Raw genomic sequence first — 14,730 nt, 5'->3', positions numbered from 1 at the left:
GAACGCCATGTTCGTCCAGCCCTGGGACGCCGCCATCGACACCGACGAGTGGCGCAACTGGCTCGCCACCTCCGGCCACTTCGGAGTCCTGGCCGTCAACAACCTCGATCCGGCACAGGCGCCGCTGGTCATCCCGACTCACTTCACCGCTGTCAGCGCCGACGAGATCCTCCTCCACCTCGCGCGGCCCAACCCGGTCTGGCCCCATCTGGAAGCCGCGGCGCAGGTACGGATCAGCGTCATGGGCGACTACGCCTACGTCCCCGGCTACTGGCGCGCCGCTGACGACGTCCCTCCTGAGGACGGAGTCCCGACCAGCTACTACGCGGCCGTCCAGTTCGTCTGCACCCCGACCATCGTCGACGACCCCCACGCCAAGGCCGGCCTCACCCAGCAGCTCGACGGGTTCCAGCCCGAAGGTCGCCACGCCGAGGTTGACCCCGACCAACCGCCGTATGGGCGCATGCTGCCCGGCATCCGCGGCATCCGCTTGGAGGTCCTCCACGTCGACGCCAAGTTCAAGTACGACGACCACAAGCCCGTGCAGCTGCGAGAGAAAGCCATCGACAACCTCCTCGCCCGCGGCCGTGGCCTCGACGCAAGCGCCGCCGCCCAACAACAACGACGGCTGAGGGCCGTCGGAGACTGGAAGGCGAACCGCACAACCGAAAACCCCAACGAGCAGCCGGGCGGCTCGGACCGGGCGGACATGTGACTCCGATGAGCGTCCCGAGGCCGGGGAAGGTCGCGACCGACGATCCGCGTATCTCTATTCCGTGATGCATCTGGTCGCCCAGCCGGATTCGACGAGTGTCCATCTTGGGTCCAGATTGAGCCGCCGTGGATCCGCACCTAACGGGTACCCTGAGACTGGAAGGAGCCCGGTTTCCCGCTCAAAACAAGGGAACTCCGTAGCAACCGTCTTGACTCCGTAGCTGTCGCAGGCGCCCCGATCTCGTCCAGAGGTCGCAGGTTCAAATCCTGCCCCCGCTACTCAGTAGCGAAGGCCCGGACCAGATGGTCCGGGCCTTCGTCGTAGACGCAAGTAACCACACGCGCCACCCTCGGGAGGCCTCAAGTACCAGGCCACTCGGCGGTCTGAGTACGGCAGCGCGAGGAGCACGCATCACGAACAGCAATCGCCCGTCGGACTGCGGACCTCGTTCCTTCACCGTCCCGCGAGCGGTCCGGCCACGTAGTACTGCTGCGGAACCAGGTAGATGATCACGCGCGGGGCCACGATTCCCGGAACGGCAACGGGGGCATGACGCGCCACATCGCGCCGAACGCAACCCCACCGACGTAACTCCGGCCTCGGCTGCCAGTCCCCGATCGACTTCGAGGACCTTCACACCGCCGCTACCGCGGTGGCCTGATCAACCAACCGCACCTGTCCGGGAAACCGGGTCAGGCCCCCTGGACGACGGGGCGAGCGTGACGGATGGCGCGCGTCGGTTCGGGGTGGCCCGTCAGACGGTGCATGCCTGGCTGCGCGCGTATGGCGACGGTGGGCTGGCCGCGTTGGTTGACCGTTCGAGCCGGCCGCGGACGCGCCCGCACCGGGATCGTGGCGATGCGGACGCAGCACCCGGGGTGGGGCTCGTGCACGATCTTGTACTGGCCGGGCCGGGCGGGCGTCGATCCGTTGCCGGGCCGGACCTCGGTGAACCGTGCCCTGGTACGCGTCCAGGTTCCCGGCCTTCTGTTCGCCACGCCGATGCCCAGTACTTCGAAGGTCAGGGAAGCGTCGCGAACGCGAGCAGGTCGTCCTCGCTGCGCAGGGATTCGTCGGGCTCGGTCCAGGTGAGTTCCGCGTGGTGGGTGGCGAGGTTGGCGGTGAGCGACGCGGTCTGGTCTCCGGCCGTCCAAGTCATCACGAGCCGGGAGTCGTTCCCTCCGATGGTCGGCTCCCCTGCGAAGGCTGGGTGGGTGTTGCGGAACCGGATCAGTCCGACCAGGGCCGCGACGACGGGCCGGTCCAGCTCGGCCTGGATCTCCGCGACCGTGTAACGGTGGCGGTTGATGTCCCTACCCACACCCGTACGTGCGAGCAGGTCCATGTCATTGACCCCCGCGAGCAGCCCGACGTAGTAGATCTGCGGGATGCCGGCAGTAAAGAGCTGCACCGCGCGGGCGAGTAGGTACGCCGCGTCGTTGCGCCCCAACGCGTCGTAGTACGTGCAGTTCACCTGGTAGACGTCCAAGTTCGTCGCCGCCTCGCCGGTCGCCTGCCGCGACTGTCCGCCGGAGTGCTCGTGGATGCCCTCGACAAGGTCGTGCAACTGCTCCGGGGTCAGCAGCCCCGGACGACCCTGGCCCATCTGGTCAGGACCGACGTCGATCACCCCGATGCCATCGTGGGTATCCAGGACCGTGACCGCGTTCGTCGGACGTACCTGGAGCCAGCGTCGCAAAGGTGCGGCGTCGCCGGTGTACAACCCGTGCAGCAGCAGCGGTGGCAACGCGAAGTCGTACACCCGGTCCACCACGGAGCCGATCGTGATCTGGCGCTCGAAGTGCGAATGGATCTCCACGAGGACCTCGACCCCGCGCCCCCGCGCCTGAGTCGTCAGTTCGTCGATGAATGCGGACGTCTCCGGGGTCATGAAGGAGGACGTATCGGTGGTCTTGATCGCGTACCCCACCGCGTCCAGACGCACCATCGAGGCGCCACCGTCGGCGAGCGTGGACAGCACCCGGTCGAGGTAGGCGCGTCCCGCAGGGGAACCGAGGTTCAGGTCGATCTGCTGGCTCGTGAACGTGGTCCACACCAGCCGACGCCGGCCGCCGAGCGTCATTACCGTGAACGGCAGACCCGGACGCGGACGGTAGATCCCTACGAGTTCCGCCTCGTCAGCACCTTGGGGGTAGACGTCGGCCATCGTGAGGAACATCGCGGCGTGAGGCGAGGCGTCACCACGAGCGAGTACGTCACGGAACTCTGCCGAGTCTGCCGAGACGTGGTTCACGATCAGGTCGACCATCAGCGTGTAATCGCGACCTATCGCCCTCAAGTCGTCCCACGTCCCTAGCCGCGGATCGACCTCGGTATGGTCCACCGGGTCGAAACCGGCATCCGCACCATCGAATGGCGTGAAGAACGGCAGGACGTGCACCCCGGTGAACACCCCCGCCAGAGGCCCATCCAGAACGCCCCGCAATGCCTGCAACGTGCCTCCGAACCTGTCCGCGTACGCGATCAGCTGAACGTTCTCGCGGCGTCCTTGGTTAGCCATTGTTTACTCCTTTCATATCGCACGACCGGTTGCACTCAGCGCAACAGCCATCTGACGTTCTTTCGTGCCGGTCGTGACACGTCAGACAACCTCTTTGAACGGCGCTGCGATGCCCGCTGCGCCGGTCACGGACTAGAATTTGTGACGACCGATTGCTATGCTCAGCCCAAGATCAACCAAAGGACTCCGACAGATGTCCGTAACGGTCAAAGACGTCGCGCGCGCCGCGGGCGTCTCCACGGCGACGGTCTCTCGCGCGCTGCGGGGGTTTCCGTCGGTCGACCCGGCGATCCGGGCGCACGTGCTGGCCATTGCGCAGGGATTGGACTACGTCGGGTCTCCTGCGGCAGCTGCCCTTTCGACGGGTCGAACCAACAGCATCGCGATAATCACGCCGTACATCGCTCGATGGTCGTTCGCACGCATGCTGAGTGGCGTGGACCGCATCCTGCGCACCACGAACATGGACCTGCTTCTCTACCGGCTGGGCGACCCGAGCGATCCGCACCCGGTGCCTGCCCATCGCCGGTTGCGCCACCGAGTCGACGGGATCCTCGTCATGTCGATCGCGGCCGGGAGCCCGGACCTCGAGGAGATTCTCCGTCTGAACATGCCGGTCACCCTCGTGGGATCGACTCGTGAGGGCGTCGCGAGTGTCTCGATCGACGACCGTGCCGGTGCTCGTGCGGCAACGCGCCATCTGCTCGACCAGGGGCACACGAAGATCGGTCTGATCTACGGTCGAGAGCGCACGAACCCGTTGGCCCTTGAGCACCAGCGCTACCTCGGCTTCGCTGACGCGCTCCGCGAAGCAGGCGTGGCGGAAAGCCCCAAGCGCGAGGCGTCCGGCATGTTCACCCTCGAGGGCGGGGCCGCCGCGATGCGCAAACTGCTGGAGCTCCCCGAGCCGCCGACCGCAGTGTTCGCCATGTCGGACGAGATGGCTTTCGGTGCCTTGCGTGCGATGCGCATGGCAGGTGTGCGACCCGGTCACGACATCGCGCTGATCGGCTTCGACGGCCACGAGCTCGCCGACGGTCTCGATCTCTCGACCATCGCGCAGCCGCTAGAGGAGCTCGGGGCCCTCGCCGTGCAGAACATCCTCGACGACATCGCACAGCCCGGTCGGCCGCGTCTGACGACCGTGCTCCCGACCGAGCTCGTCGTTCGCGGGTCCACCTCACCCGTCCGCCACGCCTAGCGGCCACTCGGCACAACGCGGGTGCGCTGGTCGACCCCGGCAGACCCGTAAGGCCAATCGCCCACCACCGGTGCTGAGACCGCATTGAGCTCGGAGACGTGCTCGTGACCGAGCGTCAACGTCGCGGCGTCAAGATTGGCCTTGAGCTGCTCCATCGTGCGAGCACCGACCAGCACGGACGTGACGGCCGGCTGCTGCGCGACCCAGGCGAGCGCCACCTGGCCCATACGCACACCGAGCGCACGCGCGACTCGTTCCACGGCTCCTAGCACGTCCCAGGTCTGAGCTCGAGCCGACCGCCCGGCATACGCCTCGATGCCGCGGCTCTCGTCCTCGCCGAGGCGGGTCGCACCGGTGGGGTGCAGATCCCTGACGTACTTGCCGGTCAACCACCCACCGCCCAGAGGTGACCACGCCAGAAGTCCGAGCCCAGCGTCGATGCTCGCTGGGACGATCTCCAGCTCCACCTCACGCACCAGGAGGCTGTAGCTCTCTTGCACGACGACAGGCCTGGCAAGCCTGTTCGTCTCGGTGAGCCCCATCGCCTTTTGGACCTGCCAGCCGAGGTAGTTGGACAGTCCCGGGTAGAGCACCTTTCCCTGGCGGACCGCGTCGTCGAGGAACTCCAGCGTCTCCTCCAGCGGCGTAAGCGGATCCCACGCGTGCGGCATGTACACCTCGACGCTGTCCCGACCGAGCCGAGCCAGCGACGCATCGAGAGCGCGCCGCAGGTGTCGCCTGGACGTGCCCTCCGAGCCGCCGACCTGCCTCACGGGGAACCGACCCTTGGTCACCAGCACCACGGAGTCGGCGACGTCGCCCGGACGGCTCCTGAGCCACTCGCCCACGATCCGTTCCGCCTCGCCGCCGCCATAGACGTCGGCGCAGTCGATCAACGTGCCGCCACGCTCGACGAAGAGGTCGAGCTGCTCGAACGCCGTCTCTGCCGAGGTCTCGGCTCCGAACGTCATCGTGCCAAGTCCGTAGGTCGACACGATGCACCCTGTGGTGCCCAGTTGGCGGTAGTCCATGTTCGTTCTCTTTCGGTCGTTGCCAGACAGGGTCAGAAAGCCCGAGGCCGGTAGGTCCTGATCAGGGCGTCGAAGAGCGCGTCGACGCGCTGGTCGACCACGCGCCGTGACGGATCCGCGTCGTGCCAAGCGACGATCTCGCGGGCGCCCTGGCTGAACGGCACGCGTGCCACGTAGTCCGGGACCACGCTGCGGATCTTCGAGTTGTCGAAGAGCATCGAATGCGACTTGTCGCCGAGCATCGCCGCGCCAAGCTCGGGGTCCCCTGCGGCGATCGCGTCCGAGGTCACGTGAACCAGGCGCGGCAGCACGCCGGCAGCATGGGCCATTTCCTCGTAGATCTGGTTCCAGGTGAGGGCTTCGTCCGACGTGAGGTGAAAGGCCTCACCCAGAGCCGACGACTTTCCCAGCAGTCCGACGAACCCGGCGGCGAAATCGTGGGCGTGGGTGATGGTCCACAACGATGTCCCGTCCCCAGGCACCACGACCTCCAGGCCCCGGCGCATGCGATCGACCACCGTCCAGCCGCCGTCGAAGGGCACCATCGTGCGGTCGTAGGTGTGAGACGGCCGCACGATGGTCATCGGAAAGCCACGCTCCCGGTACGCGTGCACGAGCACGTCTTCACTGGCGATCTTCCGGCGCGAGTACTCCCAGAAGGGATTGCGTAACGGGGTGGACTCGGTCACAGGAACGCGACTCGGGGGGGTCTGGTACGCGGAGGCGGAAGAGATGAACACGTACTGCGACGTCCGGCCGGTGAATAGATCGACGTCTTGCCGCACATGGTCCGGCGTAAACGCCACGAAGTTGACGACCACGTCGAACTCGGCGTCACGGAGCACCTCTTGTACGGCCTCCACGTCCCGGACATCGGCGCGGAGCACGCGTGCTCCTGCGGGAACCGGTCGTGCCGAAGACGTTCCGCGGTTCATCAGGTGCACGTCGTGTCCCTCGCTCAGCGCGCGTGTGGCGCATGCCGAGCTGATGATTCCGGTACCACCGATGAACAACACTCGCAATGACATCGTCGCACTCCCTGGCTGACAAGCGTTCTGGGCTCTGGTGGACCTGGCGCAGGCCTATCCCTTGAGCCCGCCCGCTGTGAGACCACTGACGATCTTGCGCTGGAATGCGAGAACGACAATGACGAGCGGGACGGTCACGATCACCCCGGCAGCCATCTGCGTCCCGAACGGCTGGTCGTACTGCGACACGCCTGTGAACTGCGCGATGGCGACCGTCACCGGTTGGGATGCCGGGGTCTGCGACATGGAGTTGGCGATCATGAACTCGTTCCACGCCGCGATGAACACGAGGATCGCGGTCGTGAATACACCGGGCATCGCGAGCGGGAGGAGAACACGTCGAAACGCTTGGATGGGCGTGCAGCCATCTATTCTCGCGGCCTCCTCCAGTTCCCACGGCAGTTCCCGGAAGAAACTGGTGAGGATCCAGATACCGAGCGGCAACGCGAAGCTGATGTCCGGGATAACCATCGCTCGATAGGTGTCGATCCAGCCGTAGTTCGCGAACAGCTGGAACAACGGCGTCAGGATGGCCACGCCGGGAAACATCGACGTCGCGAGGAAACCCGCGAGGATCGCGTTCTTGGCGCGAAACGTCAGTCGCGCCAGCGCGTACGACGCCGTGATGCCGAGGACCAAGGCGATCACGGTTACCGAGCCCGCGATCACCCCACTGTTCCTCAGCGCAAGGGCGAACGTGTTCTGCCCGCCGAAGACCGCTTCGTAGTTGACGAGCGAGGGGTGCCAGGGGATCAACTGGTTGTCGAGGATGTCTCGCGGACCTTTGAGGCTCGACACGATCATCCAGTAGAACGGGAGGATGCAGAACACGACGATCAGAGCGATGGCCACGTAGAACCAAGCGCCAGCGAGGCTACGGCGGCGTGCCGCCCGAGCCGGTGTCGCGTCGGTCGTCAGCGGTCGACGCGTGCGGTTCATAGTCGTAGTGCTCACTTCTCGCTCCTCTCGACGAGATTGACGCCGAGCAGCCTCACGAAGGCGAAGGCAGTGACGAAGATAAAGACAAACGTCAACGTGGACAGAGCGCCGCCGTAACCGGGCTTGAGCTGACTCAACGTCGCACGAACGACCAGGATCGACAGCGTCGTCGTCCCATTCGAGCCATTGGTCAAGATCGCGGGTAAGTCGTACATTCGCAGCGCGTCGAGAAGGCGGAACAGGACAGCGACCAGCAGCGCGGGCCTGACGAGCGGAAGCGTGATCAGCCGGAAGCGTTGCCACGCGCCCGCCCCGTCGATCCTGGCCGCCTCGTAGACCTCCTCCGGGATGACCTGCAGGCCGGCGAGGATCAGCAGGGCGATGAACGGCGAGGTCTTCCACGTGTCGGCGATGATGATCGCCGTCCGGCTCGGCCACTCGGACCCGGTCCAGACGATATGCGAGCCCGTGACCGCATTGATGATCCCGGCGGGGTCGAAACTCCACTTCCACAGCACGGCGGTGACCGCAGTGGGGATGGCCCAGGGGACGAGGACGCTCGCCCGCATGAGCCCGCGGCCTCGGAAGGCCCTCGTCATCACCAGCGCCATGCCGAACCCGATGAGGGTCTCCAGGGTGACCGTCACCGCGGTGAAGAAGTACGTCGTCCCGGCAGAAGCCCAGAACTCCTTGCTGTGGTAGCCGCTCAGTGCGCTGACGTAGTTGCTCAATCCGACAAACGGAGGTGTTCCGCCGATCGAGTCTCCGAAGAGAGAGCGAACAATGGCCTCGCCGATTGGATACCCGATGACGACGATCAGCACCATCATCGACGGGACCACGAGCCAGAAGGCGAGTCGTGCCTCGTGCGGCCTGGTAGCACGCGACGCGCGTCGAATGCGCTTACCTCGAAGCGTTCGCGGGGTACCGGTGTGGGTGGACACGACTCGCCTTCCTGCTCATGGGTTGGTCGACCAAAGCCGCGCTGCTACTGGATGGCCTGCTTGAGGTCTGCGGCCATCTGCGTGATCGCCGCATCGACCGAGACGTTGCCCTTGAGCGCCGCGTAGGCGTTCTTCTGGATGGCGAGGCTGACGGCGTTGTAGTTCGGAGTCACCGGCCTGGGGTTCGCGGTGAGGAGCTGCTGCCCGAGCGTCGGCAGGTACGGCGACGTCGCGATCAACGTTGAGTCGGTATACAGGCTCTTGAGGACGGAGGCCTGGTTCATCACGGAAACGAGGACCTTCTGCGCCTCGGGAGACTGCATCCAGGCGACCCAGTTCTTCGCCGTGGTCTTGTGCTTAGAGTACGCCGACACTCCCAGGTCGATCCCACCGAGAGAGGAGATCCCGGGTCCGTTCTGCCCGGGGAGGAGCGTCATACCGAACTTGCCCTTGATTGCTGAGCCGTCGGCGCTGCCCGCCGTGTACACGTACGGCCAGTTTCGAAGGAAGAGAAGCTTGCCGCTGGTGAAGGCATCAGCGCCCTGCGACTCCTGGTAGGTGATCGCTGCCGGCGGGATGCTTCCGTTCTTGAACATGTCGACCAGCTGCTGAAGCCCGGCGCGCGCCTGGGGCGAATCGACGGTCACAGACTTTCCGTCCGCGCTGAGGAATGAACCTCCGAAGTCGTTGATCGCCTCAGCGGCGTTGACCGTCAGACCTTCGTACTGGTTGAACTGACCGGCATAGCAGTCCATGTTGTGCGCCTTGGCGATCGAACAGTCCGCCTCGAGCTCCGCCCAAGTCGTCGGGGGCTTCGGTACCAGATCGGACCGGTAGTAGAGCAGGCCGGCATTTGTCATGAAGGGTGCCCCGTACATCTTGCCGTCGTACGTCGCCGATGCCTTCGCCGCAGGGAGGACGTCGCTCCCACCCACCTGCGCGGGGTCCAGCGGTTCGAGCCACCCGTGTGCCGCGAACTCTGCGGTCCAGACGACGTCGTCCCAGAGGACGTCGTACTTCGAGCTCTTTGCCTGGAGATCCTGGACGAACGAGTTCCGCTGGTCGTCCGGGGACGCGGAGAGCTCGATGAACGTCACCTTCTGATCCGGGTGAAGGTCATTCCACTTGGCGATGAGCTGCGGCATCGCGCCTGTCAGGTCTTTGCCGGACGCGAACGTAATCGGACCGACGCCCGAGTCGCCGCTCGCTCCGGCGCTTGAGCCGCTCTTCGCAGAGGAGCAGCCCGACAGCGCCAGTACAGCGATGCCGATGGTGGCAATCCCGATCTGCAGGTCTCGTCGACCTCTCATCGCAAACCTCCTCGTTCGCATGGCCGCACGTCAACGTGGCCAGGTAGGGCCGTCCGCTCTGCCCGCTTGGGGAGCGAGAGCAGTGAGTAACCGATTACTCGGCGTTTCGCCAGGAGACTAGCCGGGCGCTGGACGGAGGTCAAGTAAGCGGTTACTCATCAGGGCCCGGCCAGGTCGCGTTTCGGTAACGAACACCGGCCGGCACTGCCTGGTGGCGCTCGCGAAGTCGAGCGCCGAGCCAAGGTCCAGCGTCAGGTCACGCCCGTGACGGCGTCGACGTGCTGGTCGTCGGGCCGCCCCGACGCGGCGCGCTGGCAGCCGGCGCCTCCGTCGGCCAAGATCCCACGGCGCTACCGACCTAGTTCCGTGGCGCGTCGCGCCGCCTGCTAAGCGGACAGGTCGGCAGGATGGCAGGCCAGCTGTCCGTCGATGTCGCGGAACGGCGGCGTGCCGCAGCGGTCCCAGATGCACCTCCAACGGGTGATGCGCAACTCTCGGAGCCGCTGAAGGGTCTGCTGCACGAGTTGGTAACAGCGCGTCTAGGGCGGCATGTAGGGCAGGGGGGGGCTTACTCAGCGCAGCCGCGCAGCCCCCGGTGTGGACAAGCCCTCCAGCAGTACCGGCCAGGGCCCGCCGACTGACGCCTGTCCTTCTCTAGTCCTACCGGGCGACGCGGGCGCTGCCACCCCCGGCCAGCCTGAGCACCTCGGCCTTGCTGGCCCTCGTGGTGTCACCGGACGTCGTCATCGCGATCGCACCGTGCGCGGCCCCTTACTCCAGAGCGGTGGCCAGCGGCTGCCCGTCGACTAGGCCGCGGACCAGGCCGTACGCGGGCGAGTCGCCGCCGCCGACCCGGTCGAGGATCTCCATCCCCGGGCGGTGCGTGGCGCGAGCGAAGCCCTCGTCACGGGACCAGGCGATGGCGCCCCAGTCGTTGACGGTGGCGGAGCGGACCGTACGCAGCGTGGTGGCGATCACTGCGAAGTTCGGGTACTCGGCGCCGACCTGGTCGATCATCGCGGCGAAAGCGTCGACGTCCAGGCTGGACAGGTTCTCGTCGACACCCGCGACCTCGAAGCCGATGGCCGCGGCGAAGTCCTCCTCGCTGCCGATCATCACGTCCACGCGCCGGGCGATCTGCCGGTTTCGCGCCGGAAGGCTCGGGCGGCCTCGCCGCCGCCCACGCTCATCGCCTCCGGCATCACCGCCGCACGTCCACGCCCAGGACGTGACGACCTGCCCTCGGCGCTCCGCGAGCAACGACACCAAGCGCGCCGATCACCTGTCCGTGCTCTGTGGTTCGATCGAGCCGTGATGACGACGCCGGGTGTGCAACTGCCCATGCAGGAGCCGCTGACCTGCGATGATGCACGAAGAGTCAGAGACCGGGCGCACGCAGCCGTGGTCCCCCCGCTACAAGTGAAGTTGCAGGTCAGCATTGCGGAGACTTCGTTTCGCCGGGGTTGCCGAAGATGGTGGTGGGGTTCCGTTGGCGCCCTGGCCGGATCACACTTCGAGGGTGCGTCCCGGTCGGACGTCGTCACCTCTGTGGTGCCTGCGAGCCTGTAGGTCAGCATGACGGTGGAGGGCTCCACGGGAACCGTGGACTGTTGCCTCGAGCACGCGCGTCAGACTTCGTTGAACTCCTGCCCTCCCCGGGGCGCACGCCCTTGGGTGACTCATGGGGAGGTGGACCGGGATGGACGTGGTGCACCGGCGATGCGCCGGGATCGATATCTCCAAACGGGACGCGAAGGTCGCGATCCGGGCAGCCGGTGGCGGCCGGGCAGGGACCAGGACGACGGTCACGACGTGGTCGTCGATGTCCGCTCAGGTGCTGGCGTTGCGCGATCATCTGCTGGCCGAGCAGGTCACGTGCGTGGTCATGGAGGCCACCTCGGACTACTGGAAGCCGTTCTACTACGTGCTGGAGGACGGCCCGTGGGAGCTGCTGCTGGTCAATGCTCGGCACGCGCACAACATGCCCGGCCGCAAGACCGACGTCTCGGACGCGGCGTGGCTGGCCCAGCTCGGCGCCCATGGTCTGGTCCGGGGCTCGTTCGTGCCGCCCGAGCCGATCCGGGCATTGCGGGACCTGACCCGGACCCGCACCTCGCTGGTCCGCCAACGCGCCCAGCAGGTCCAGCGGCTGGAGAAGCTGCTCGAGGACTCCGGGATCAAGCTGTCCGCGGTGGCCTGCGACATCGTCGGGGTCTCCGGGCGGGCCATGCTCGAGGCGCTGGTCGCCGGCGAACGCGACCCGCAGATCCTGGCCGCGATGGCCAAGCGGCGACTGAAGAACAAGACCGAGGACCTCGTGCAAGCCCTGGCCGGCCGCTTCAGCGAGCACCACGCGTTCCTGGTCCGCACCCACCTGGACCTGCTGGACCACCTCAGCGAAGCGATCGACCAGATCAGCAGCCACATCGAGGAGGCGATGGCCCCCTTTCGTGCCGCCCGGGACCTGATCGTCACGATCCCGGGCGTCTCGGTCCTTCTCGCCGACGTCATCATCGCCGAGACCGGCGCCGACATGACCCGCTTCCCCAGCCCCGGCCACCTGGCGTCCTGGGCCGGGACCTGCCCGGGGGCCAACGAGTCCGCCGGCAAGGTCAAGTCCACCCGCACCCGGCCCGGCAACCCCTACCTCAAAGGCGCCCTCGGCGTGGCGGCGATGGCCGCCGCCCGCTCGAAGGACACCTACCTGGCCGCCAAGCACCGGCGCGTGCGCACCCGCCGCGGACCCCAACGCGCGACCGTCGCCCTCGAGCACGCGATCCTCCTGGCGCTGTGGCACATGCTCACCAACCACACGCCCTACCGCGACCCCGGCGGCGACTACTACCTGCACCGCAACCCCGAGCGCGCCAAAGACCGCGCCCTGAACCAGCTACGCGCCCTGGGCTACGACGTCACCCTCACGACCCAGGGACTCACAAACCCGCGGGCAACCTGAATCTTCGCGTCAGAGGCCCTTTCGCTCAGACGAGCTAGAGGGCCTCTCGGCTTGATGTGGGCGGATTGTGGGCGGCGGCTTCGGCCGGACCCCGCCGAACTGCGCTGAACACCCACGCTCGGATCGGTCGAGCGATGGGAGCCTGACCCGCTTCTCCGGACACCTGGTCTGAGGTGATGATCGCCTCGGAGAGGAGTCCTGGATGCCTGCCGCCAAGCCGCCGGAGTTCCGGCGTCGAGCCGTGGACCTGGTCCGCTCGGGTCAGCAGCCCGTCGCGAGGATCGCGTCCGATCTGGGGATCAGTGAGTCGTGCCTGCGCCGCTGGATGGCCCAGGACGACGTCGACGCCGGCCGCCGCGAGGGGATCAGCACCGACGAGCGCCGGGAGCTGGTGGAGCTGCGCCGGCGTATGTCCGGGCAACCGGGTCAGGCTCCCAAGCGTGCCGACTACCGCCGGTGGGAACGGTCGGCGGCGATGGACCTGTGGCAGATGGACGTCGTGGGTGGGGTGCGGCTGGTCGACGGCACGCAGGGCCAAGATCGTCTCGGGCATCGATGACTACTCCCTGTTCGTGGTCAGCGCCCAGGTCGTGGCCCGGGCGACCGCGGGGCCGGTGTGTGCGGCGTTGGACCTCGCGATCGACCGGTTCGGTGCCCCGCGTCAGATCCTGACCGACAACGGCAAGGTGTTCACCGCCCGGTTCGGACCCGGTCCCGGCCCGGTCCGGTCCGGTTCGATCGGATCTGCGCAGGTCACGACATCGGGCACCTGCTGACCGCACCCAGGTCACCGACCACGACGGGGAAGATCGAACGGTTCCACCGCACCCTGGCCGACGGCTGGGCCTACGCCCGGTTCTACGACTCAGAAGCCGAGCAACGCGCCGCCCTGCCCGGATGGCTGCACTTCTACAATCACCACCGCGCCCACTCCGCCCTCAGAGGCCAGCCGCCGATCACCCGACTGACCAACCTCCCTGGACATCACACCTAGACCAGCGGCCGTTCGGGGTACCCGCAGCCGCACGACGCGCGATGCGACAGGCGGGCCGCGAGCCGCACGGTCGTCGGGGCCGCGTCCGGCTCGGCCAACCTCCGCAGTAGGAGTCGCATCGCTTCTCGACCCGCCTCGCGTGCCGGCTGCTCGGCGCTGGTCGGCGGGCTACGCAGCAGGTCGGGCGTCGGCAGGCTGTCGAAGGACACGAACGCCAGCTCTTCCGGGATCCGCACACCAAGGCCGGCCGCGGCACGCAACGTGCCGACGGTCATCGGCGAGCTTGCGCCCACGATCGCCGTCGGTCGGTCGGGTCGCTGCAGCAGCTCCCGGACCAGCGCCTCAGTCTCCTCCTCGTCCCCTACCCCGGTGAGGACCAACGACGGGTCGACGGGCAAGCCCGCGTCGGCGTACGCACGCTCGTACCCGCTGTAGCGCTCGCGCAACGTTGGCACGTCGAGGTTGCCCGCGGTGATGGCGATGCGGCGGTGGCCGAGCTGCAGGAGATGGGTGACCAGGGTGTGGACCGCGGCCTCGCTCTCCACGCCCACTTGGTCGAGCGGCAGGTTGGAGAGCCGGTCGAGGAGGACGAGCGGCACACCCTGGGCCTTCGGCCATTCGATCGCGGCATCGGTCGAGCGAGCGGCCCGGGCGAGGATGAGGCCGTCGACGCGACGGGACTGCAACGCCTCGATCGCTCGCAGCTCCTGCTGAGGGTCCTCGGACGAGTTGGCCAGCAGCAGCACCAGGCCGGCCTTCCGTGCGGCCTCCTCGACGCCGCGGACCATGTCGGCGAACGCCGGCTGCCCGCTGTCGGAGATGACCAGCCCGATCGACTCTGTCCGATCACGGCGCAGCGACCGCGCAGCCGCGTGCTGCGTGTAGCCGGTGGCCTCGATCGCCTTCAGCACACGGCTTCGGATCGGCTCGCGGACCGTCTTCGTGCCGTTGACCACGTGCGACACGGTCGACGTCGACACGTCAGCAAGGCGCGCCACGTCGATGATGGTGGGCCTGAGCCCAGCGGCACCGCTGCCGTTGCCGTTGCGCTGCTGGGCCGCGCCTCGGCCACGTGTGGGCTCCGTCATGGC

The 14,730-nt window shown here is 67.2% G+C and carries 13 protein-coding genes and 1 pseudogene; 6 read left to right on the top strand and 8 right to left on the bottom strand.

The genetic code is table 11. The annotated features are described in order from the left end of the window. The first annotated feature begins 7 nt into the window (after positions 1 to 7). Together BGO37_RS01210 and BGO37_RS17795 are read left to right on the top strand one after the other, a co-directional pair. Complete coding sequence (locus BGO37_RS01210) at positions 8 to 715, top strand: FMN-binding negative transcriptional regulator (RefSeq protein ID WP_291751362.1); 708 nt, start codon at positions 8 to 10, stop codon at positions 713 to 715. 701 nt (positions 716 to 1,416) lie between these two features. Continuing rightward, a pseudogene (locus BGO37_RS17795) lies at positions 1,417 to 1,551 on the top strand (helix-turn-helix domain-containing protein); the annotation flags it as partial. A gap of 185 nt (positions 1,552 to 1,736) precedes the next feature. On the opposite strand, the gene gtfA reads toward BGO37_RS17795, so the two are convergent. After that, positions 1,737 to 3,236, bottom strand: a complete 1,500-nt coding sequence (gene gtfA / locus BGO37_RS01205; protein WP_291751359.1) for a sucrose phosphorylase — start codon at positions 3,234 to 3,236, stop codon at positions 1,737 to 1,739. A gap of 193 nt (positions 3,237 to 3,429) precedes the next feature. Between gtfA and BGO37_RS01200 the strand changes: the two genes are divergently transcribed. Then, positions 3,430 to 4,437, top strand: coding sequence for a LacI family DNA-binding transcriptional regulator (locus BGO37_RS01200; protein WP_291751356.1), 1,008 nt, complete (start codon positions 3,430 to 3,432; stop codon positions 4,435 to 4,437). Here the strand turns inward: BGO37_RS01200 and BGO37_RS01195 are convergent. The 6 genes from BGO37_RS01195 to BGO37_RS01170 form a co-directional block, all read right to left on the bottom strand. Next, the gene (locus tag BGO37_RS01195; protein WP_291751353.1) at positions 4,434 to 5,468 is read right to left on the bottom strand and encodes an aldo/keto reductase; all 1,035 of its coding nucleotides are present in this window, start codon (positions 5,466 to 5,468) and stop codon (positions 4,434 to 4,436) included. The two genes, BGO37_RS01200 and BGO37_RS01195, sit on opposite strands and share 4 nt — an antisense overlap. Positions 5,469 to 5,500: 32 nt before the next feature. Continuing rightward, complete coding sequence (locus BGO37_RS01190) at positions 5,501 to 6,496, bottom strand: NAD-dependent epimerase/dehydratase family protein (protein ID WP_291751350.1); 996 nt, start codon at positions 6,494 to 6,496, stop codon at positions 5,501 to 5,503. 54 nt (positions 6,497 to 6,550) lie between these two features. Continuing rightward, positions 6,551 to 7,450 (bottom strand): carbohydrate ABC transporter permease, encoded by a 900-nt coding sequence (locus BGO37_RS01185; RefSeq protein ID WP_291751348.1) that lies wholly within the window; start codon positions 7,448 to 7,450, stop codon positions 6,551 to 6,553. Further along, positions 7,447 to 8,265 carry a carbohydrate ABC transporter permease gene (locus BGO37_RS01180; RefSeq protein ID WP_291751346.1) on the bottom strand — a complete coding sequence of 273 codons (819 nt, stop codon included), beginning with the start codon at positions 8,263 to 8,265 and terminating at the stop codon, positions 7,447 to 7,449. Before BGO37_RS01180 ends, BGO37_RS01185 begins: the two co-directional genes overlap by 4 nt. 158 nt (positions 8,266 to 8,423) lie before the next feature. After that, positions 8,424 to 9,689 carry an ABC transporter substrate-binding protein gene (locus BGO37_RS01175; protein ID WP_291751344.1) on the bottom strand — a complete coding sequence of 422 codons (1,266 nt, stop codon included), beginning with the start codon at positions 9,687 to 9,689 and terminating at the stop codon, positions 8,424 to 8,426. A 771-nt stretch (positions 9,690 to 10,460) separates the two neighbouring features. Further along, the gene (locus tag BGO37_RS01170) at positions 10,461 to 10,814 is read right to left on the bottom strand and encodes a hypothetical protein (RefSeq protein ID WP_291751342.1); all 354 of its coding nucleotides are present in this window, start codon (positions 10,812 to 10,814) and stop codon (positions 10,461 to 10,463) included. Between the two features lie 574 nt (positions 10,815 to 11,388). On the opposite strand from BGO37_RS01170, the gene BGO37_RS01165 reads away from it, so the two are divergent. The 3 genes from BGO37_RS01165 (at position 11,389) to BGO37_RS01155 (ending at position 13,639) form a co-directional block, all read left to right on the top strand. Next, positions 11,389 to 12,645, top strand: coding sequence for an IS110 family transposase (locus BGO37_RS01165; RefSeq protein WP_291751340.1), 1,257 nt, complete (start codon positions 11,389 to 11,391; stop codon positions 12,643 to 12,645). Between the two features lie 202 nt (positions 12,646 to 12,847). Next, a complete protein-coding gene (locus BGO37_RS01160) occupies positions 12,848 to 13,204 on the top strand; it encodes a transposase (RefSeq protein WP_291751338.1) in 357 nt (118 codons plus the stop codon). 57 nt (positions 13,205 to 13,261) lie between these two features. Beyond that, positions 13,262 to 13,639 carry an integrase core domain-containing protein gene (locus BGO37_RS01155; RefSeq protein ID WP_291751337.1) on the top strand — a complete coding sequence of 126 codons (378 nt, stop codon included), beginning with the start codon at positions 13,262 to 13,264 and terminating at the stop codon, positions 13,637 to 13,639. Here the strand turns inward: BGO37_RS01155 and BGO37_RS01150 are convergent. Then, positions 13,636 to 14,727, bottom strand: a complete 1,092-nt coding sequence (locus BGO37_RS01150; RefSeq protein WP_291751336.1) for a LacI family DNA-binding transcriptional regulator — start codon at positions 14,725 to 14,727, stop codon at positions 13,636 to 13,638. The two genes, BGO37_RS01155 and BGO37_RS01150, sit on opposite strands and share 4 nt — an antisense overlap. Positions 14,728 to 14,730: the final 3 nt, after the last annotated feature.

This window comes from Cellulomonas sp. 73-92 (assembly GCF_001898175.1).
Taxonomy (GTDB): domain Bacteria; phylum Actinomycetota; class Actinomycetes; order Actinomycetales; family Cellulomonadaceae; genus Cellulomonas.
Note: the sequence above shows the minus strand (reverse complement) of the source record. Positions and strands in the feature narration are given on the sequence as shown.

Excerpts from the sequence above, each read along its gene's own strand:
- BGO37_RS01210 (WP_291751362.1), top strand. The coding sequence starts at position 8 with ATGTTCGTCCAGCCCTGGGACGCCGCCATCGACACCGACGAGTGGCGC.
- gtfA (WP_291751359.1), bottom strand. The coding sequence starts at position 3,236 with ATGGCTAACCAAGGACGCCGCGAGAACGTTCAGCTGATCGCGTACGCG.
- BGO37_RS01200 (WP_291751356.1), top strand. The coding sequence starts at position 3,430 with ATGTCCGTAACGGTCAAAGACGTCGCGCGCGCCGCGGGCGTCTCCACG.
- BGO37_RS01195 (WP_291751353.1), bottom strand. The coding sequence starts at position 5,468 with ATGGACTACCGCCAACTGGGCACCACAGGGTGCATCGTGTCGACCTAC.
- BGO37_RS01190 (WP_291751350.1), bottom strand. The coding sequence starts at position 6,496 with ATGTCATTGCGAGTGTTGTTCATCGGTGGTACCGGAATCATCAGCTCG.
- BGO37_RS01180 (WP_291751346.1), bottom strand. The coding sequence starts at position 8,265 with ATGATGGTGCTGATCGTCGTCATCGGGTATCCAATCGGCGAGGCCATT.
- BGO37_RS01175 (WP_291751344.1), bottom strand. The coding sequence starts at position 9,689 with ATGAGAGGTCGACGAGACCTGCAGATCGGGATTGCCACCATCGGCATC.
- BGO37_RS01165 (WP_291751340.1), top strand. The coding sequence starts at position 11,389 with ATGGACGTGGTGCACCGGCGATGCGCCGGGATCGATATCTCCAAACGG.
- BGO37_RS01160 (WP_291751338.1), top strand. The coding sequence starts at position 12,848 with ATGCCTGCCGCCAAGCCGCCGGAGTTCCGGCGTCGAGCCGTGGACCTG.
- BGO37_RS01150 (WP_291751336.1), bottom strand. The coding sequence starts at position 14,727 with ATGACGGAGCCCACACGTGGCCGAGGCGCGGCCCAGCAGCGCAACGGC.